General features: G+C 63.2%; 15 protein-coding genes. 5 read left to right on the top strand and 10 right to left on the bottom strand.

Annotated elements, in window-relative coordinates:
- Window positions 1–5: 5 nt before the first annotated feature.
- Window positions 6–1,286: a glycoside hydrolase family 2 TIM barrel-domain containing protein gene (locus WKV53_RS24345; RefSeq protein ID WP_341407435.1), complete on the bottom strand. Its 1,281-nt coding sequence runs from the start codon at window positions 1,284–1,286 to the stop codon at window positions 6–8.
- Window positions 1,287–1,444: 158 nt separating this feature from the next.
- Between WKV53_RS24345 and WKV53_RS24340 the strand changes: the two genes are divergently transcribed.
- Window positions 1,445–2,500, top strand: a complete 1,056-nt coding sequence (locus tag WKV53_RS24340) for a LacI family DNA-binding transcriptional regulator (protein ID WP_341407434.1) — start codon at window positions 1,445–1,447, stop codon at window positions 2,498–2,500.
- On the opposite strand, the gene WKV53_RS24335 is transcribed toward WKV53_RS24340, so the two are convergent.
- The 4 genes from WKV53_RS24335 to WKV53_RS24320 all read right to left on the bottom strand — a co-directional run bounded on the left by WKV53_RS24335 (window position 2,501) and on the right by WKV53_RS24320 (window position 8,161).
- Window positions 2,501–2,680 carry a carbohydrate-binding protein gene (locus WKV53_RS24335; protein ID WP_341407433.1) on the bottom strand — a complete coding sequence of 60 codons (180 nt, stop codon included), beginning with the start codon at window positions 2,678–2,680 and terminating at the stop codon, window positions 2,501–2,503. It lies immediately after the preceding gene.
- 7 nt (window positions 2,681–2,687) lie between these two features.
- Entirely contained in the window at window positions 2,688–4,091 is a 1,404-nt protein-coding gene (locus tag WKV53_RS24330; protein WP_341407432.1) for an MFS transporter, read from the bottom strand.
- Window positions 4,092–4,106: 15 nt separating this feature from the next.
- Window positions 4,107–7,490, bottom strand: coding sequence for a 1,3-beta-D-glucan phosphorylase, GH149 family (locus tag WKV53_RS24325; RefSeq protein ID WP_341407431.1), 3,384 nt, complete (start codon window positions 7,488–7,490; stop codon window positions 4,107–4,109).
- A gap of 140 nt (window positions 7,491–7,630) precedes the next feature.
- Window positions 7,631–8,161 (bottom strand): hypothetical protein, encoded by a 531-nt coding sequence (locus WKV53_RS24320; protein ID WP_341407430.1) that lies wholly within the window; start codon window positions 8,159–8,161, stop codon window positions 7,631–7,633.
- 258 nt (window positions 8,162–8,419) lie between these two features.
- On the opposite strand from WKV53_RS24320, the gene WKV53_RS24315 reads away from it, so the two are divergent.
- Entirely contained in the window at window positions 8,420–9,106 is a 687-nt protein-coding gene (locus WKV53_RS24315; protein ID WP_341407429.1) for an MBL fold metallo-hydrolase, read from the top strand.
- On the opposite strand, the gene WKV53_RS24310 is transcribed toward WKV53_RS24315, so the two are convergent.
- From WKV53_RS24310 to WKV53_RS24290, 5 genes are all read right to left on the bottom strand, one after another.
- Window positions 9,093–10,352: a glycosyltransferase gene (locus WKV53_RS24310; RefSeq protein WP_341407428.1), complete on the bottom strand. Its 1,260-nt coding sequence runs from the start codon at window positions 10,350–10,352 to the stop codon at window positions 9,093–9,095. The genes WKV53_RS24315 and WKV53_RS24310 overlap by 14 nt on opposite strands.
- Entirely contained in the window at window positions 10,349–11,719 is a 1,371-nt protein-coding gene (locus WKV53_RS24305; protein WP_341407427.1) for an O-antigen ligase family protein, read from the bottom strand. The genes WKV53_RS24310 and WKV53_RS24305 overlap by 4 nt, the downstream gene beginning before the upstream one ends.
- Complete coding sequence (locus WKV53_RS24300) at window positions 11,716–12,894, bottom strand: glycosyltransferase (RefSeq protein ID WP_341407426.1); 1,179 nt, start codon at window positions 12,892–12,894, stop codon at window positions 11,716–11,718. The genes WKV53_RS24305 and WKV53_RS24300 overlap by 4 nt, the downstream gene beginning before the upstream one ends.
- A 28-nt stretch (window positions 12,895–12,922) precedes the next feature.
- A complete protein-coding gene (locus tag WKV53_RS24295; protein WP_341407425.1) occupies window positions 12,923–14,125 on the bottom strand; it encodes a glycosyltransferase family 4 protein in 1,203 nt (400 codons plus the stop codon).
- A 278-nt stretch (window positions 14,126–14,403) separates the two neighbouring features.
- Window positions 14,404–14,757: a hypothetical protein gene (locus tag WKV53_RS24290; RefSeq protein WP_341407424.1), complete on the bottom strand. Its 354-nt coding sequence runs from the start codon at window positions 14,755–14,757 to the stop codon at window positions 14,404–14,406.
- A gap of 217 nt (window positions 14,758–14,974) precedes the next feature.
- Here WKV53_RS24290 and WKV53_RS24285 point away from each other — a divergent pair, with 217 nt between their 5' ends.
- The 3 genes from WKV53_RS24285 to WKV53_RS24275 are packed head-to-tail and all read left to right on the top strand — an operon-like array spanning window position 14,975 to window position 20,102.
- Complete coding sequence (locus WKV53_RS24285) at window positions 14,975–15,223, top strand: acyl carrier protein (RefSeq protein WP_341407423.1); 249 nt, start codon at window positions 14,975–14,977, stop codon at window positions 15,221–15,223.
- Window positions 15,220–16,461: an FAD-dependent oxidoreductase gene (locus WKV53_RS24280; protein ID WP_341407422.1), complete on the top strand. Its 1,242-nt coding sequence runs from the start codon at window positions 15,220–15,222 to the stop codon at window positions 16,459–16,461. Before WKV53_RS24285 ends, WKV53_RS24280 begins: the two co-directional genes overlap by 4 nt.
- A gap of 17 nt (window positions 16,462–16,478) precedes the next feature.
- The gene (locus tag WKV53_RS24275; RefSeq protein WP_341407421.1) at window positions 16,479–20,102 is read left to right on the top strand and encodes a hydantoinase B/oxoprolinase family protein; all 3,624 of its coding nucleotides are present in this window, start codon (window positions 16,479–16,481) and stop codon (window positions 20,100–20,102) included.
- The last annotated feature ends 17 nt before the right edge of the window (window positions 20,103–20,119 follow it).

Below are 20,119 nucleotides of genomic sequence, written 5' to 3'. Positions count from 1 at the left end.
CGCGGTCAGCGGACCTGGAAGGGGATGTTCTCGGCGCTTGCCGCGCCGCGGCCATCGCGGGCGATCAGGAAGACGCGATAAGCGCCGGGCTTGTCGGGAGCCTTGAAGGTCCATTGGTTGGGGCCGGTGGAGTCCATCGAGAGCTTCTTTTCCTCGGGTGCGCGCTCCGCGTCACCGCCGCTCTTGCGATCGGTGGATTCGCTGGCCAGCGTCCACGTGAGCTCGACCTTGTCCTTGTCAGGATCGACCACATCAAGGGTGATTGCCACGCTTTCACCCGGGCTGATGGTGTTTCCTTTCGCAGGCGAGGTGAAGGTCTCCACGCGCGGGCAGCGGTTGGCGGGCCACTTGCCGGTCCAAGCGCGGGACATGGCGTCCACTGAGGGGAGCTTTTCGCCGCTCTGGAGGAACATGCCGTACCAGGTGGCAGTGCATTCCTGCTTCTGTCCCCAGAGGAAGGCGTAGGAGCCGACGAAGAGTCCGGCGGAGTCTTCAGAGGCCAGCTGCTGGGTGGAGTAGTACTTCGCGGCCTTGTCGCGGCTGCTGGGCTCGATGGGGGCGCCCCATGAAGTCTTCGCGACCTCCCAATGGCCCGATGGGCCGAATTCGGTTAGAATGAATGGCTTCTTCCATCCTGCTTCCTTGACCGCCTTCCCCGCGCCGGCGGCGGAGGCGTAGGCATTCACGCCGAGGATATCGATGCTCGGGCAGTGGTCCCTGACTCCCTCGATCTTCGGGCGCGCCGCGCCGGCGATGACCGTCATGACGAGGCGGCTGGGGTCTTCTTCCTTGATGATCTTAGCGAGCACCTCGAGCTCCTTCCAGATGCGGTCGTCCTTCCCATCCGCTTCGGGGCCTTCCATCTCGTTGCCGAGGCCCCAGAAGCCGATGGCGGGCTCGTTCTTCCACTTGGCCACGGCGGCGCGGATGTCCTTGCGTTGCTTTTCCAGCTGCGTGGTGTCGCTGTAGTTGAAGCCGTGACGCTCGTGGCCGACCCAGAGGCCGGCGGCGATGGTGAGATCGAGCTCTTTCGCGCGCTGGACGAGCTGCTTGCCATCGACCTTTTCGGCAAGGGCGTCGACGCCCCAGGTGCGGACCGAGTTGCCGCCGGACTCCACCAGTACGTCGAGGCTGCGCTGGCCGCCGGCACCGCGGATGAAGTAGGGCTTGCCATCTCGCACCAGTTCCCAAGCTCCGTCGGCGTTCTTGCGCATGGAAAGCGGGCCGGGCTCGGCGGTCGCGGTGGCTAGCAGGGCAGGGAGAAGAAGTGGAATGAGGATTCGCATGGGTTCAATCAACGGGGTGCCGCTGGTGGGTGTTGCACAAAATTACATAAATCTGCGAAGCGGTGGCAAGGTCGGATTTTTGGGCCGCGCAGGCCGTTCTTGCCACATCCCTGTCACAAACTCCATTATTGGTGAGCCGGAAAGGGCTCGTTGCGAAAGTGGCTGAAGTAAACCAACAATTGATCGCCGACCGTCTCGGGATTTCCCGGGCCACGGTGTCCCGCTGCTTCACCAACCATGCCGGCATCAGTCCGGTGACGCGGGCGAAGGTTTTCCAGATCGCAGCCGAGCTCGGCTACGCGCACATGGAGACCCGGGTGCGCACGAACAAGCAGCCGGCCTCGCAGATCAATCTGTGCGCGCTAATTTGTACGGAGACGAAGGAGTACTTCAGCGGTGGCTATGAGAGTCCCGGTGCACAGATTCTCGAAGGAGTCTCAGAGTATGCCCAGCTCCACGGGGCGCTGGTGGAGGTGCACTTCATCCCGCCGGATGTGAAGAGCGTGGAGAGCCCGGAGTTCGACCGGATCCGCAACCTCGCCCGTCGCAAGACGAGTGGCGTGCTGCTCATTTATCCTTTCCCGGTGGCCGTGGTCGATGAGCTGGCGACGCGCTTCCCGCTGGTTTCCCTAGTCGATCAGTATGAGCACAATGCGATCGATTGCGTGGACGTGGATCACTATCAGGGGATCTCGATGCTGATCGATCATCTGGTCGAGGCGGGTCACCGGCGGATCGGTTATTACACTCGCTCTTATCCGGTCGAGGCCGGTTGGTCGTTCCGGCGTTATGGTGCCTTCGTCGAGAAGATGGCGCGGTTGAAGCTGAAGGTCGATCCGCAGGATGTGATCGGTGTGTTTCCTCGCACGGAATTGCCGGTGGAGGAGAGCATCGATGCTGCGACTGAGCGCACCCGGGCCGGAGTCACGGCCTGGATCTGTGCGGCTGACCACCAAGGATATGATCTCGTGGCCGGGCTGAAGAAGCGTGGCATCAAGGTGCCATCTGACGTCTCGGTCACTGGCTTCGATGGCATCGAGCGTCGCGGCAATCGTCCCGCGCTCACGACGGTGGAGATTCCTTTCCGCGAGATCGGGGCAAGTGGCACGCAGCGGCTGGCGGCTCGCTTGCGGAAGCGTTTTCACCAGTCCCAGCACGTTTACATTGCCGGGCGCTTGCGCGAGGGGAATACGGTGATGGCTCCTCCGGCCTGATCAATCGGCGAGGAAGGCGAGGCGATAGTAGCCTCGTGCCTCAGCGCCGATGCTGGTCACGTAGATGTCGTAGGCGAGCCACTTGCCGGCATTGATCCAGCCGACATTCATTCCTGCGCCGGCATCGCTGCACGCCTCGGTGCTGGCGGCGAGGGCGAGTAGCATCAGGATCGATTTCATCGGCGCGTCAGGCGGGGTCCGGAGAAGCTCCGGCGCGGCGCTCGGCGAGTTCTTCTTCGATCTTCCGGACCATGGCGTCGCTCAAGGGGTACCAGATTAGCACGATCCCGTTTGCCACGGCAAAGACTCCCGGCAGGATTGAGAACAATACCCGCAAGCCCATCAGGGTCTGCTCCGATTGGATTGCATCGGCCTGGAAGCCATAGATTCCCAGCAGCCACCCGGCCAGACCACCGCCGATGCTCATCCCGAACTTCTGGGCAAACATCGCGGCAGCGAAGGCAAGTCCCGTCGTGCGGCGTCCGAAGTGCCACTCGCCGTAGTCCGCCACATCCGTGTAGATCGCCCACACCAGTGCCGGGGTTGGGCCGGCGAGCAGGCTGGCGAGGGCATTCACCCATACCATCGTCCAAAAGTCACCGCGCGGGACAAAGAAGAACGCCAACAGCACCGCCGCATTCGCGAGCGTCAGCACCATGAGCGAGTTCTTCTTGCCGAAGCGATGCACCAGCCATGGCGTGAAGAAGATGCCCAAGAGGAAGGACAAGCTGCCCACGCTGAGGAAGAGTGACGTGTGATCGAGGAAGATCTCCCTGCCGAACAAGTGCATGGCTGCATCATTGTAGCCGCCGTAGTATTTGAAGAAATGTGGCGTGACCGCCCAGCGTACCGCGGCGCCGGAGAGCGTGAGCAGGGCCGCGACGACCATGATGACCCACGGCTTGTTCTTGAGCAGCGAGCCGATGTCCTTGCGGAAGTCCGGCTTCTCGTGGTGTGGCTTGATGCGCTCCTTCGTCATGAGGAAGGTCGCGACGAAAAGCAGGACGGCCAGAAGCGAGAAGATCGCCATGGTGACCTTGAAGCCGAGTGCCTTGTCACCGTGGCCGAGGATGCGGACCAGCGGGATCACTCCGAGGGCGATCAACAGCTGGCCACCGAAGGCTCCCACGAAGCGATAGCTGGAAAGGGAGGTCCGCTCCTTCGAGGAGGGCGTCATGACTCCCATTAGTGCGGAGTAGGGGACATTGATGGCCGCGTAGGCGGTCATCAGCAGGAAGTAGGTCACGTAGGCGTATGCAATTTTCGCGGTGTCCGAGAGCGCCGGATTCGCGAAGGTCGCATAGCCAATGAGGCCGAAGGGCAGGGCCATCCAGAGGAGATAGGGCCGGTAGCTGCCCCAGCGGCTCCGCGTGCGGTCCGCGAGCGCGCCGACCAGAGGATCAATCAGGGCATCCCAGAAGCGCGCGAGGATGAAGAGGGTTCCCGCTACCTTGGCATTCAGTCCGAACACATCCGTGTAGTAGAACAACAAGAACATGTTGACCGTCTGGAAGAAGATGTTGGACGCGGCATCGCCGAGTCCGTAGCCGATCTTCTCCCAGATCGGGAGTTTGGCGGAGTTGGGTTCCAAGGGTTTTCGGTTGGGTTAGAGGAGGAGCCAGTCGGCCGGGAGTTCCACATCGATGCCTTCGATGCGGCCGGAGCGGCGGATGATCTCGGCGGCGGGTTCGGCCGGAAGGAGCCCACCGGGGAAGACTCGTTGCTGGCCGTCGTTGAAACGAACGGTCAGGGTGGCATCATTCAGCGATTCGCGGCAGCGATAGACGATCGGCGTGCCGGCCAGCGTGAAGGAGAGATTGCGGTCGCCGTTTTGATCCGCGGCGAATTCGGCTGCGCGCAGGAGGCGGGGGCGGAAGCGAATCGAGCCGTGCTCGAAGCTGACGCCGAGTTCACCGAAGCGGCAGAGGATGCCTTCCTTCACCTGGCCGGTCAGGCCGGGCTGCTGGGCACCAGCATGGGCAGGGCTGTGCGAGTAGGCTTCGGCCGGGAAGGCGCCGTAGTCCTGGGGCGATTTGCGGAAGCCGAGGCCGCGCTGGATGCCGTAGTAGGAGACGGCCAGCCGATGACGCAGGTCGCCGTCCGCTTTCAGCGCGAACTCCTGCGAGGCGAGCATGAGCTTCGAGACCATGTGCCAGTAAATGCAACCGAGCCCCTCGTAGGCAAACATCGTTCCGCTGCGGCCGGTAAATGCGCGGTGGTGGAAGACCGATTCGTAGAGCGCATGGATCGAGTCGCGGTCCTTTCCCGAAACTCCGGCGCGGTCGAGGGCGGCAGCGAGTTCGTAGTCGTTGACGAGGGTGGGATGGAAACGGAACCCGCCGGTGGAGTCAGGAACGAGAATGCGGTGGTCCTTTGCGCAGAGCATCTCCGAGAGAGCGGAGATGCCGAAGACCTGGCTTTCGTCTACGAGATTGAAATCCAGGAAGCCCGGGAGATCGCGGTCCGGGTAGAGGAGATAGCTATCGTGACGCGTGGAATAGAGCCGGCTTTGTGGGAGAGCTTCTAACAAAGCCGCCGCTTCTTCGCCATCGAGCAGGCCGGACGTCAGAATGGCTACCTGGCCTTCGAGCATTTCGGAAAGGCGGGCGAGTTCCATCCGTTGGCCGGGGCGATCGATCTCCAGCACATTGTAGGAATGATAGAGGCCGTCAGGGCGGCGGTTTTGCTGTAGCGTCCGGCGGACTGCGGATCCGGCACGGCGGAGGAAGCCGAGGAGTTCCTGGCGGTCCAGTTCGACGGTTTCACCGGGGCCGTTGCGATAGACTTGTTCGCGATGCCGCTCGGCGGCGCGACCTGACTGCGAGACGAGTTCGAAGCGGGTGCTTGCGTCGTCGGATTGCCAGCGCGGGTCGGCAAAGATTCCATCCAGAGCCGCAATCAGATCGGCGAGATGGGCAGAGAGGGAAAGCGTCTCGCCGGTGTGGTCGGTGATCAGTCCTTCGACGAATGCCAGGTAGCGAAGCAGATAGGCTGCTGTCACCACGGAGAGACCGCAGCCTGCGAGCGCATTGTTGGCGTCGTTCCATTCGGGGCGCTGGGTGTTCATCCAGATGCCACCACCGGGGACGAGATTGGCGAGCTTGACCGCAGCAGGAAGCAGAAGTTTTTCCGCGAGTGTTACCCGGCAGAGATTGCCCTGAGCGTCGCGTAGGAGAACACCATCAGAGCCGATCGCGGCCTTGCGCTCCATGAGTTCCGCGTGGCGTGCTTCGTCGAAATTCACCGTGTGCCGGGGGTCCGCCAGTGTTCCTTCCCAGCCGCAGAGGCGATAGGGGACATCGGCGAACACGTAGGCGGCGCGATCAAGCTGACCAGCGAGGAAGTCGGGCCGAACCTTGGCCTGGAGTTCCAGGAATTTTAGCAGGTAGATGATCTGATGATCTCCCCAGTAGCCGATCGTTGCCCAAGGGTCTTCGGGATCGGGGACTTCCCAGTCGAGACCTTCGGATGAAATCCGATAGGGATTATAGCCGTCGATGGTGGAGGCGTTGAGAAACTTGGTGATGAAGGCATCGAGGTATCCTGGATGGCTCCAAGCGAGAGCTTCCCAGTTCTGGAAGATATCGCGCCAGTTGCCTTCGAAGTGGCGGATGCGTTCGCCATTTTCATCACGCACGCGAATATCGAAGCGATTCCACGGCCGGCTCGGGTCTCCATGGCGACGGCTCAGCACCAGTGGCAGATACTCCACCGCGAGGCGCTCAAGGTCCGGTTCGCCGAGGGCGCGCACTTCCGCAAGCCACGTCTCGCGTGGCATGACCACGGGCAAGTGGCTCAGCCATGAGCGATGGCTTTCGTGCAAGGGCGCGTGGTGCTTGGCGAGGTAGGTCGCGAACTTTTGCGTCCGGATACCGGAGCCTTCGACAGGCACGCCGCCGCGCAGGATATTGCAGAGCGTGTTTTGATAGTGGTGGAGGGTGGCGTCACGGTCGGCTCCGTGCTGGATGCCATCGGCGGTTGCGACGCGACGTTGCAAGCGGGCGCGACCGTCGAGCACGTCAGCGGTAACTTCCGCGGCGAGCTTTTCGGGATCGTCCAGTTGGCGGGCAAGCTCCGAGACCTCGGTCTGCGACTGGCGGACTTCTGCGACGAACATCCACTCGGCTGAATCACCGGCCTCAAGTTGGAAGCTGCGAGCGAGGAACATGGCTCCGCGTTGGCCGCGGGCTGCGGATGCGGGGCGTGGCGCGGTGCCGCGAAGGAATTCCTCCGCCTCGCCTCGCGTGAGGCAGGTGCGCGCGCCATCCAGGCCCTGGGCCCACACGGTGGTGGCGTGGAGGCTCTCTAACGGAATCGCGCGGTCGATGATGCCTGCGGCAAGGCGATGAACGAGCAGGCGGCCGCCGGATTGGAGTTCGCTCAGCTTGTAGGCATCCGCCAGGCAGCTGAGTTGGTTCTGCATGCGCTTGTCCACGCCGGGTGCCATCAGGCTGTCGAGGCCGTCCACCAAGCGGAGTCGTACGGGGCGCTTGCCGAGATTTTCGAGCTTGGCGCGGCGGACGAAGCCGAAGCGCGCCGAGCATTGCCAGCGATAGGAGAAGCGCAGGCCGAGGCCTTCGTGTTCTTCTTCAAAGACGACCTCGTCGCCGGTCACATTCTTGCGCAAGCGGCGCTTCACCGAGGGCGAGGGGAGTGTGGCCGGACGCATCGGCTCCCACAGGACATCGCCAGCGATCATCGCGGTCCAAGGCCCGGTGGTATTCCAGCCCTCGATGATCTTGTCGACGGTCTCGTAGGGAAAGAGCGCGCAGTCGGCATTGCCGCGGCCGGAGCTCAGGGCTCCGTTGCTCGCGCAAAACAGCCAGTGATCGTCCGAGCTGACGATATTGAGGAAGAACGGGGCCATGTCTTCCAAGCCCTCGATCAGCGCGTAGTCTTGGCCTGCCTCGCTGGTCCAGCGGTTGGCAGGGGGAAAGGGGCCGATGCCGATGGTAGGCGGAAGCGAGGCGGCGGTAGGCGGAACGGACATAGGCAAGCAGCCGGTCGGGAGGAGACCGGCGGTATCAATCCATGCAGGCGACCCGTGGAAGGGTTCTAAGGTGCGATTATAGCAGGTTCTTCAAGCGAGCATCCCCGGCTGCCGAAGCGGTCCGGGGATGCGAAGGTCGTTCACTTCAAGGAGTCGAACTCAAGGCTCTTCACCTTGTCCTTCGCTGCATCGGCCGGCTTCCAGAACCAGCCCTTGGTGTCCCAGCACTGGGCGTAGGAGAGTTTCTCGACGAGGGTCTTGTAGTCGGCGGCCGCTTCTTCCTTCTTGCCGCGCGCTTCCTTCGATTGGCCGCGAATGTAGTAGCAGGTGCCCACGTCATTCAGGGCCCAGTATTCGGCGGCCTTTTCCTTGGGGGCCGCTTCGGTGAGGCCCTTTTGCATTTCGAGCGCCTTCGCTTCGTAGAGCTCGATGCACTTGGCGACGTAGCCATCGACTTCGTCGTGCTTGGCGGCCGTGAGGGCCTGCCATGCCTTGGTCGTGATGGTGGAGGAGCTGTGGTCGCCGAAGTCCAGGGTGGGCTTGGTGGCGGGCGTTTCAGCCGGCTTGGTCTCCTCCTTCTTCGGGGCGGTTTCTTCCTTCGGCTTGGTGTCTTGGGCGATGGCCGGGAGGATCAGCAGGGTGGTAGCGGCGAAGAGGACGGAGCGGGTCATTGGTTTCATGTCGGTTGGGTTCGTGGTGGGAGAATGGGTGGGCCGGGAATCTGACGCAAGCTCGAAGTGCATAAAATTGCATCGACCGGATTGCAATGATAGCCAAGGTGGGATGTGGGGTCGTGGATTGCCGTTCCTTGATCGCTGCGCGGAAGAAGTGGCGTCCCTCGCAGGCGGGCGCGGCCACGCCCGGTGGCGTTTGCCGAGGTTAAGGTATCGTTCCTTTACGCCACGAAGGGATGAGATTCAATCGGCGGCGTGTTTCCCGATCTCGTTTGCGTCCGGACGCCGCTTGTGAACTTTCACGTGCTGAAGGACGATGCGGGTTTGGTTCTGCTCGACGCGGGATTCATTGGTGGCCGGCACTATTTGCGCGAAGCCCTGCGGGAACGCGGGTGGGAAGACGAGCTGATCCGGGGCATTCTGGTCACGCACGGGCATCTGGATCACGTGCTGAATGTCGCGAGCTTGGCTCAAGAGGCAGGGGCGTGGGTGGCAGCACCGCGTCTGGATCGGGAGCGATATCTGGATAAGGAAAGGTCCCGTGGTTGGTCACGGGTGGCGGGAGTGCTGGAGGCGATCGGACGACCGTTGCTAAGATTCCGGTCGTTCACTCCAGATCGCTGGATCGACGATGGCGACGAAATCGATCTATGGGGCGGGCTGCGTGCCGTGCATCTGCCGGGACACACAGCGGGGCACACGGGCTACTATTGCGAGTCGCGAAGGCTGCTGTTCTGTGGCGACCTGTTCGCCAGCTTCCGTGGCTGGTCTCATTTGCCGCCGTCCATCTTGAATCAGGATTCGGCGGGGATTAGGGAAAGCGTCTACAAGGCGCTATCGCTGGATTTGGGAGGGGTCGTTCCCAATCACGCAGACGGCGCGGAACCGGAGGAGCACCTGAGGCGGCTGCAGAGCCTTGCCGCCCGACTCAGACCCGACTGAGGATTCCGCCTAACAAGGACTCGAGTCGAGGAACGCCGTGGTCGTCGCGGAAGCGGGCGAAGTCGCTTTGCAAGGGCTGACCCTTCCAATCGTGTCCATCGAGGATGCGGCGGAGCGCTTCCAAGGCTTTCCCGCTGTCTCCTTCGGGAATCGTCAGGCCAGTGCGGTAGCCCTCGACGCGATGGCCGATGCATTCGCCTTCCGACGCGAGGCAAGGGATGTTGAAGGCTGCTGCTTTACCGAGCGTGCCGCTGCTGCCTTGGAAGCCTTCGTAGGCAGCCCATGCCACGTCGAAGGTGCGGAAGACGTCGTTGAAATCCTCTTCGGCGGGGATGCGGCCGCCAGGCAGGGTGAAGTGGAGATTGTCGATTTCGCCGGTGGCGACGCCGCGGGCGGTTCGCTCGACCAAGGCGTGTTCCTCTTCGGAATACTCCGGGCGCTCGTAGCGTCCGGCACAGGCGAAGTACCATGGGAGTCGTAGTTCGCGGGCCTTTTCGGCGACGCGCAGGAGATTCAGCAAGCCCTTGCGACGCTCCATGCCAAGGAGGCCGATGATTTTCCTGCCGGCGGCCTTGCGGCGGATTTCCCCGGCGAGTTCGTAGGGCCGCTCGGGGAGGGAGGCATCGGTGACGTCGGGGAAGGCATGGACGTGCTGGCCGGTGTAGCGCTGCATCGGATTGATGAAGCGCTCGTCGAGCACGCCGATGCCACGGCAGAGGGGACTGCGGATGATGGCGTCACCTTTAGCAAGCAGACGGAGCGATTTCTTCGGCGAGGTGCTTTCGCCGTGGTGGTGATTGCGCAGGTAGAGGCCGCTCCACGGGCGGTCGATGGTCAGGTGTGGCACTGCCGGGAAGGGCAGGAAGCGCAGGTAACTATCGAGGTAAGGGAAGAAGACGAGGTCGACCTTGCGGCCGGTCGCTTGCTCGGCTTCGAAGAGAATGTCGGCGCAGCGTTTCCAGCGCTGATAGGTGCGCACGGGATCGCCCTCGAAGCGGCCGTTGAACCAGCTCTTTTTCCCGCCCGGCAGTTTGTAGGTGGCGACGCGGCGGTCGAAATCCGGGATGTCGCCGAGGGAAGCGGTGCGGGCTGCCGAGAAGGCTTCACCGGGTTCCGGGCAGAGGCCGATGACGAAGGTTCCGAGCCGCAGGAAGGCCGCAGTGAACTGCGAAAAGTACATCGGATGATGGCCGATCCATAGCGGATCGACCAACGCGACGGTTTTCGTCGTTGGAGCGGGAATCATCGGCGGGAGGAACGCTCCCCGGCGTGGATCCAGGAGGCGCGGACAAGGAAAGCCTGCGAGAGCCCGGCCATCACGCCGAAAATCATCGAGGCGAGGCGTTCGTCGAAGGGATTTGAGGTGAGCGTCTCGCTGAGCAGGCAGCATGCCGCGATGAACGGCAGAAACGCCAGCCACTGGTCGGGGCCCGGATCGGATGCGTTCGAGCGGGCCGCGACCATCGATACGACCATGGTTCCGCCGATGAAGGCGATGTGGGCGAGCAAGCCGATGATGCCGCCAGAAAAGAGCGAATAGGTCCACGTGGAGTGGCCGGCGAACCAGACCTCGTCGCCGAGGTCGGCATCGGGCGGATAGACCAGATGGAATTCCTGCATGTAGGAAGGATGCCAGTAGTACGACGCGCCGATGCCCTTGCCATGGATGTAGTGGGCGGGCTCGCGGTTGAGGATTTCGAAAATGGCATCCGCCTCCGCGACGCGGGTGAGGAACGAGATGTCGGCGGTGGTATTGCGGTCCTCGGCGTGGTGGAAGAGTCGCTCATTCCAGCGCTCGATCTGATGCGGTTCCACCGCAGCTGCAATGATGGCGGCTCCGACCAGGAATGCGCCGATGGCGAAGCCGGGCCACAGCCGCTTCACCGCGTCGAACGGTTGATAGATTCCCCAGCGAACGCCGAGTACGAAGCACAACGAACTCGCGCAAGCCGAGGCCATCACCGGGAACAGCAGCGAGCGCGTGACCGTGATGAAAATGCCGAAGAACAACACGCCCACGGCCACCGGGAGCATCCAGTGGAAACGGGACCGCAGTAGCAGCGCGCAGCCGATCCAGGCAGCGAGCCAATTGTTAGCGGAGCTTTGCACTTCCACGCGGGCGGTGTCCATGGTCACGCCCTTGAATACGAAGCCGTGGAAGATTCGCCATAGGACGTTGGTACAGGCCGCGATGAGGACGGGCATGACGATGCGCGATGGCTTCACGCCGACGCAGCCGGCGATGTGCGCATTCATCATTCCCGCCAGACAGAGGACCAGGGGCAGGATGATCCGCACCGAGCGGCCCGGTGCGACGCCCTGCATCATCGCGTTCATGCCCATGAAGGCGAGAAAGCCACCCCAGCCGAGAATGAGCCAGGCACCCGGGCGGACCAGCAAGTGCCGCCAGCCCAAGTAGAGGATGCCGGCGGTGGAAAAGATGGAGAGGGCGAGGAAAAGGAGCTGGTCGATGCCGGCACCGCTGGTGGCCTCGCGGGCTTGCGACGCGCGGTAGTCGAAGGCGAAGGAAGCCATGAACACCCACAGCAAGCGCTCTACCCACTGCGCGGCGGGGGTGGCTGGCACTTCGACGGCATCATGGGTGGCCGTCATGCTCGAAAGGCGTCGGGGTTTTCCAGCGCGCGGCCTAACAGCTCGCCGCGGTCCTCCCAACGGAAGGCATGGCGGCAGGCATCGAGGGCACGGCTGGCGGCGTGATTGAGGAAGGCGAGGTCGTCGATCTTTTGAGCAACGGCTTTGGCCAGAGATTCGGGATCGGGTGCGGCGATGGCCTCGGTGGCGGGATCGACGGGGACGCCGCTGAGGGCGGCCTCGACCGAAGCGAGGGGCAGGCCACGGAAGATGTAGTCGAGCGCCTTCAGCTTGAAGCCCCCACCGAGTGCTTCCGGGATCAGGCCGATGCGGGCTTGATCGAGGAATGGATTCACCGAGGGGACGTTAGGTGTGAAGGTTGCCCACGGGTGTTCGCGGCTGAGCGCTGCAAACCATTCGGGATCGGCCTTCCCCACGACTTGGAAGCCGATGTTCGCATGCTGGAACGGGGAAGCTGCGGCAGCGAGGAATGCTTCGAGGTTGCGGCGCTTGGCCAGCCATTCGAAGGCTCCGGCGAGCACCACGGTGCGCGGCGTTTCCGTCGTGATGGGGCGGGGCGGACCGTCAGGGATGTCGCCGGTGTAACCGGGAGGAAGGATGCAGACGGGAGTGCCCGGGTTTTCACTGCGGAAGGCATCGGCATCGCGCGGGGTGATCGCGGAGATGAGATCAGCGCGCCGGCAGAGGGCGCTTTCCATGCGGCCGTATTTCACGGAGTCCCACTTGAGAGCCATCCGCATGGGCAGGGAGCCACGGCCATCCGCTGCGACCTGGCGGCGCACCGAGGTCTCGTGATTGTGGGCGAGATAGGCGACGCGATGGTTCTTGCCGATTTGATCGAGTGCCCATGCGCAGGCGGCCTGGTCGATGATCACCCAATCCCATTGGCTTCCTAACAATCGAGTCAGCTCCTTGCGCTGGATAGGATTGCCGAGGCGGAAGGCGTCGCCGGGTAGGGCGGATGCCAGGCTGCGAAGGCGACCGGTCGGGATGGTGCCATGAAGTTCCCACGTGACTGCGGGGCCGCCATCGGCCGACTTCTTGCCGTGGTGCGCCAGGACCGTGATCTCCACGCCCGGCCGGGTGGCCAGCGACTTCAGCAGGCCGAGCGAATAGATCAGCTCGCCGCTATCCGCGGGGCGGGGGTCTTGCCGGGTGATCCAGAGGCAGCGCATGGCGGACGGGCGACGTTTAGCGCAATGCTCAGGGCTTGGCCGTTAGAATCTTCTCGAAGGTGGTGGCGGTCTTCTCGATCGGGAAGGTGGCCTCGGCATAGGCGCGGGCCTTCCTGCCAAACTCCCGGCACTCCTCCGGCGAAGCGTGAAGGAAGCTCGCTGCGGCGAGAAAGCCCTCCATGTCCTTTGGTTCCACGGTGATGCCTGCGCCGTGCTCGCGGGTGATGCGAGCGGCAAGGTTTTGCTTCGAGACGGCAAGCAGCAGCGGCCGTGCGGCGCAGAGATAGCTGAGGGTTTTCGAGGGAACCGAAAAGATGCCGGCTTCTTCCTCGAGGATGCCCACCAGCACATCGCCGCTGGCCAGCACTTGTGGCAGCTCGGCAAAAGGTTGGTACGGCAAAAGTAGTAGATTCGTCAGGCCTGCGGCGGCGGATTCGCGGCGGAGCCAATCGGCGCCGATGCCCTCCGAGACGATCACGATGCGCACGGAGTCGTCGTCTTTGAATTTCTTGGCCAGCTCCAGCAGCATCGCCGGGTTGTGCTTCATGCCGATGGTGCCGGAGTAGAGATACACGAACTTGTCGTGGAGTCCGTGACGGCGGGACCAGGCATTGTCCTTTGGCTGGACCGGGATTTCCTCGATGACTGCCCAGTTGGGGACGACGGAGACGCGCTCGGGATCGACGCCGAATTCCCCGGCGAGGATGGGAGTGAAGTCGGCGGTAATCGCGACGATGCCGCTGCTGCGCTTGAACTGCCGTGAATCGAGCAGGCGATACCATGCGCCGATGAAACCGCCGGCGACGGGAATCTTTTTCCGCAGCAGCTTGTCCACCGCGAGGCTGTAGAAGTCCTGCACCCAGTAATAGAAGCGGCCTCCCACTTCGACGGTGGCGCGGGTGATCGGCTCCTGCGTTTCGGTGGGAGTATTGCCGGAGAGGACGGCGTCGGGCTTCCACTGGCGAACGAACTCGGCGGCGGCCTTGCCGTAGCGAATCTCCATGTCGCGGCGGCGGCGGAAGGAATACTTGAAGCGCGGATAGTTAGGATCCATCGGGATCTCGCGGAACTCCAGCGTGGGAGCATCGGCGGGATTGCGCTGCAAGTCACCGCGCGGTGTTTGCAGGGAACCTGCGAACGCATGCACCACATCGTGACCGCGGGCAGCAAGGGCGCGGCTGAGGGACGTGGGAAAGGCGTGTCCTGCGTAATCGTGGACCAGAATCTTCATGGGGGGACGGGCCGGGGAGGCGCGCCGATCATACCTGCATGAATTTCAGGGTCAACGAACGGGCTTCACGTGATCGCGTGGGGGCCGGAACTCAGCGGAAAAGGAGTCCCAGAAGGATATAACCGGCCACCAGAGCCGAGTAGATCGAGGCCAGAATGACTAGTTCGGCGGTTGAGGCCGGGGTTTCTTGACGGTGGGTTTTCATGGCTAAAAGGGGGTTTCGGGTCCCGTCAGCCGAAGACTGACAGGACCCTATCGGGTAGGGGTGAGGGTATATCTCACTTTGCTTCGCGGTTTTGATCGGCTTCGTCTTCTAGGGCATCGGCCTTGCGCTCGGCAGCCTTGCGGATGGCGTCAGCGTTGTCCTCGGCGGCGTCGGCTTCGGCCTCGGCGGTCTGCTTTTCGGCGGCGACGGCGTCCTTGGCCTGCTTGCGCACGCGGTCGGCGGCGTTCTCATTGGCGTCGGCGGCGGCTTCGCCTTCCTTGCGGACTTGCTCAGCCTTCTTTTCAAGGGAGTCGGCCTTATGCTCCAGTGCTTCTTCGCGAGCGTCCTCCTGTCGGGAGTCGCAAGCCGTGAAGGCAAAGGTGTAGACCGAGGCGGCGAGCAACGTGGGGATAATGGGAAGTTTCATGATGGTCTTTTGTGGTTGAGCGGCCTAACGGCCTGAGAAAGTGATTGGCACGACGAGTGCCGTTCTATTTTCAATGACTTATGAAAGCGGTGAGGCGGGAAATGCGGCTCCTTGCATGAAAGCTGGGTGCAGGATGCACGGCGGGGCGGTCAATGAACCGGTGTGGGCGGGAAGGGGGCTTGCGGCCGTTGGCTGGCTTTGCTCCCGTGGCGGCCGGATGAATCAAGCGCCGACGGCGGACGAGGTGATGGCAATGCTGCGCGATGAAGGGCTGGTCGACCTGTGCCCGGATTTCCCGGCGGATGGCGACTTGTTCGCGGCAGGCCTGGACTCGATGGCTGTGATGCAGCTCATCGTGGTGGTGGAGGAGCAATTCGGCGCGGTGGTCGGGCCGGAAGATGTGGGGCGGGAGAATCTAGGCACTCCGGCGGCTCTGGCGGACCTCATCGGGAGGAAGCTGGCATGACCGCGGATGTGCTGGTGCTCGGGGCGGGCAGCGCCGGTCTGGCGGCAGCAATTACGGCGGCGCGTGCAGGAGCACGGGTGGTGCTGTTAGAGCGGCATGGCTTCGCGGGCGGCATGGGCACGGCTTCGCTGGTGCACACGTTTTGTGGGCTCTATTTGTTGGGCGAGGGGCCGCCGGTGATCGCGAATGGTGGATTTCCAGCGGAGATGGCGGAGCGGATGCTGCGAGCGACGGGTGACAACGGACCGGTGAAAATGGGCCGCGTGTGGGTGCTGAGGCAGCATCCGGTCGAGTTCGTGAGAATCGCCGATGAGTTGCTGCGCGAGAGCGGGGTGGAAGTGCTCTTTCACACCGAGGCTTTGACTGCTTCGCGAGATGGAGACTTCTGGAATGTTGAAGCGATCTGTCGCGGGCAACGCCGGACCTTGCGGGCGAAGGCGCTGGTCGATGCTTCAGGTGATGCGGTGCTGGCGGATTTGCTCGGGGCGGCATCGGAGATGACCGAGTCGTCCCGTCTCCAGCGGCCGGCCTACGTGTTCGGCGTGCAAGGGGCGGTTGGAGGCGAAGAGGGCTTGGCGCTGGCGGGTCGTATCGTCGATGGCGTGCGGCGTGGGTTGCTTTCGAAGGAAACACTCGGGCTGCATTTTCGTGCAAGCGGTCGGGCGGGGGAGATCTTCGGGACGATCGATCTGAGCGGAGCGGAGGAAGGCGACTACGATCCTCTGGATGCGGCATGTTTGTCGCGACTGGAAATGACCGGGCGCGGCGTGGCGGCGGCGGCGGTGGATTTTCTGAGGAAGGAGGCCGCAGGTTGGGAAAGTGCTTGCGTCTCCCATTGGCCAGTCCGTGCAGGTGTTAGAGAAAGCCGCCGCTGGAAGGGCAGGCACCTCCTGACGGAGACGGAAGTGCTCGGAGGCGTTCGGCACGAAGATGAGATCGCACTGGCGACCTGGCCGCTGGAGTTTCGCGAAACGAATCGCGGGCCGAAATTGCGCTATCCGGAGAATGACCGGCCGGCGGGCATTCCACTGGGCTGCCTGATGCCGGAGTCGCTCGACGGGGTGTTTGTCGCGGGCCGCTGTATTTCCTGTGACCATGGCGCGCAGGCTTCGGTGCGGGTGATGGGTACGTGCTTCGCCACGGGGCAGGCGGCTGGCTTGGCGGCGGCCTTCGCAGCGGATGGGAAGCGGGAGAATCTGGCCCCGGTGATTCGGAAGAAGTTTCCCTTTGGGGTTTGATGCTTTCCACTGCGCGCATGCAGTGGCGCATCCGAGTGGATACCGGTGGAACTTTCACCGATGCCTGGGCAATCGGGCCTGATGGGGTTGAGCGTCGGGCGAAGATCCTTTCCGATGGGACGCTTCGTTGTCGGCTGGTGTCGCAGGAAAACGGGTGGTGGCTTACCGATTCTGAACTCGCGCTGGAAGACGGCACGCTGGCTGGCTGGATCTGCGGGAAGGTCAGCGTTCTCGATAGTCGTGATGGAGCGCGTCGCTTGAAGCTGGGTGGAAACGCGACGGATCTCACAGTTGGAGACATCCTGGAACTTTCCTGTGGTGATGAGGCACCGGTGGCGGCGGCCAGGCTTCTGACCGGTACGCCGGCGGAGCGGGTGCTGCCGCCGGTCGACTTCCGCGTGGCCACGACCCGCGGGACGAATGCCTTGTTAGAGCGCAAGGGTGCGCCGGTGTTGTTCATCGTCACGCGCGGGTTTGGCGATCTGTTGGAGATTCGCGATCAACGTCGCGAGCTGTTGTTCTCGCTGGCCCAGCCGCATCGCCGTCCGCTTGCCAGTGCGGTTTGTGAATGCGGTGGACGGCTGGATGCATCGGGGCAGGAGATCGAAGCGCTCGACGTGGAGGAGATCCGCGGGCTGGTCAGGTCGTGGCGGGCGCAGGGTATCGAGACTGCCGCGGTCGCGCTGCTTCACGCGTGGGCGAATCCGGATCACGAGCGTCGAGTGGGTGAGATGCTGCGTGACGAGGGCTTTTCCCATGTCTGTTTGTCTTCGGAGGTTGCCCCGATGATCCGGCTGCTGCCGCGCGCGGAGACTGCGGTGACGGATGCCTATCTCGCTCCGGTGATGGACCATTTCGTTCGCCGCGTGGCGGGGCCACTGGGCACGGAGCCATGGCTGATGACGAGTGCCGGTGGCTTGGTGCCGGCGAGTGATTTTCGTCCGAAGGATTCGCTGCTTTCGGGGCCGGCGGGTGGGCTGGTCGGTGCGGCTGAACTCGCCAGGCGGGCCGGGTTTCCGAAGGTGCTCACTTTTGACATGGGTGGGACCAGCACGGACGTGGCGCGGATTGATGGGCCTTTCACGTGGCGACAGGAGCAGGAAATTGGTTCAGCACGGGTGTTCGCACCGGCATTGAAGATCGAGACGGTGGCGGCTGGTGGGGGATCGATCTGCTGTTGGCGAAATGGACGTCTTGAAGTGGGTCCGGAGAGCGCCGGGGCGAATCCGGGGCCTGCGTGCTATGGGCGGGGTGGTCCTTTGACGCTGACGGATGTGAACTTGCTGTCAGGGCTGATGGATCCGGCGAAAGCCGGGATCCCGCTCGATCGGGGCGCGGCCGAGGCTCGTCTTCAAGAGCTTCTGGCCGATCTCCGTGAAGCGGGTGAGGAAACCACGGTGGAGAGCTTGCTTGCCGGCCTGCGCGAGATCGCCGTGGAGACGATGGCGGAGGCGATCCGCGGTGTCAGTGTCCGTGAGGGCTGTGATCCGCGTGACTTTGCCTTGCTCGCCTTTGGCGGTGCCGGGCCACAGCATGCTTGTGCGGTAGCCGATCGTCTCGGCGTATCCCGCGTGCTAATTCCCGCTGATGCGGGGTTGCTCAGTGCCTGGGGACTTGAGCGTGCGCGTCGGCAGGAGCAGAGGATCAGACAAGTGCTGAAGCCTTTGGACGGTGTTGTGTCCCTTGCCTCCGAGTGGGAATCGCTCGCTGCAACGGTCACCATTTCCGACGCTGCCTTTCGCTGGATGGCGGATATTCGTCTCGTTGGTCAGGACAGCTTTCTCACTGTGGAGTCATCGTCGACCTCCATCTCCAAAGGTGAACTCGTCGACGCCTTTGCTGCCGAGTATCAGAAGCTCTACGGCTATCCGCCATCAGCGGGGCGAACGGTGGAACTCGTGGCCTTGCGTGTGGTCGCGGAAGAGAAGTCCGTGGACTCCGCCGGGGAAGTCTTTGCCGATGAACTCGTGCAGGGGCCGCTGCTGCTTCAGGATCGTTTCTCCACGTGCTTCATTCCTGCAGGATGGGCGGTGCGACGCGGGACTTGCGGGACGCTTTTGTTAGAGAGAGGCGAGGACGAGCAGCGGCAGTCTGCCACTGGGAATCTTCCCTCTGCGGTTTCTGCCGGCCTGTTCCGCAGCCGGTTCGAAGGCGTCGTGACCGCGATGGGGGAAATGCTCCGTCGCACGGCGCTCTCGACCAACGTCAAGGAGCGGCTCGACTACTCGTGTGCATTGCTCGATGCCACGGGGCATCTGGTTGCCAGTGCTCCGCACGTGCCGGTGCACCTCGGGGCGCTGGGCGTGTGCGTCCGTGAGGTGCTGCGCGTGCTCGATCCGGGACCGGGAGATGTCGTGATTACGAATCATCCCGCGTTTGGAGGCTCGCACTTGCCGGATGTGACGCTGATCGCTCCTGTGTTTGATCGGGAGGGAACGCGGATCGCCTTTGTGGCGAATCGCGCGCACCATGCGGAGATCGGAGGCAAGGCTCCGGGCTCGATGCCTGCGGACGCGCGCTGCTTGGTGGAGGAAGGTGTGGTGATTGCGCCTCGTTTGTTAGTCCAAGGCGGCGTTCTTCGGTTGTCCGAGATCGAGGCTTTGCTGCGAGAGGCACCATGGCCATCGCGGCGCATCTCCGACAATCTCGCCGACCTCGAGGCCCAACTCGCTTCGATTCACCATGGCGTCCGCACCCTCGAAGAACTCGCGTCGGTCCATGGGGGAAACATCGTCCATGATGAGCTGCGAGGTATTCTCGATCGCTCCGCGGCTTTGATGGGTGGGCGTTTGCAAGGGTTGGCGCTGGATCGCAGGGTGACCTCTTCCTTCGACGATGGCACTCCGCTTCAGCTTCGCGTCAAGGCGGGCGATGGAAAGCTAGTGCTGGATTTCACGGGCACGGGAGAGGTCCACCCACGGAACTTGAATGCCACACCAGCGATTGTCCGGAGTGCCGTGCTGTTTGCGTTGCGGCTGTGGATCGGGGAGGATGTGCCGCTCAATGAGGGGCTACTAGAAGCTGTGGAGACGGTGATTCCCCGCGGGATTTTTTCGCCCGATTTTGGCGATGATCCCGCACGCGCGCCGGCGGTGGTGGGCGGTAATGTGGAAACCAGCCAGCGGCTCACCGATCTTTTGTTAGAAGCGCTGGACCTAGCCGCCAACGGACCGGGGACCATGAACAACTTCCTGTTTGGTGACGAACGCTTCGGTTACTACGAGACCCTGGCGGGTGGTTCGGGGGCGGGCCCGCATCATGACGGCAGCTCCGGACGCCACGTTCACATGACGAATACGGCGATCACGGATCCGGAGGTGATGGAACACCGCTTTCCCATCCGGCTGTGGAAGTACGAGATCCGCCGTAATTCGGGTGGTGCGGGGAGGCATCGGGGTGGCGATGGGGTGATCCGCGAGCTTGAGTTTCTCAAACCGCTGGTGATCTCGTTTCTCACCGAGCGCCGTCTGGCCGGGCCGCGAGGTCTGAATAGTGGCGGCGAAGGCTTGCCGGGGAAGCAGGTGCGCGTCCATCCCGATGGCGGGTGGGAAGTCTTGCCGGGGGCGGTGACGTATCGTGCCGAGGCTGGCGAGCGGGTGATCATCGAAACACCCGGTGGCGGTGGTTGGGGGAGCGTTTGAGGGAGCTTCGCGGCGGC

The organism is Luteolibacter sp. Y139 (assembly GCF_038066715.1).
Taxonomy (GTDB): domain Bacteria; phylum Verrucomicrobiota; class Verrucomicrobiia; order Verrucomicrobiales; family Akkermansiaceae; genus Haloferula; species Haloferula soli.
Note: the sequence above shows the minus strand (reverse complement) of the source record. Positions and strands in the feature narration are given on the sequence as shown.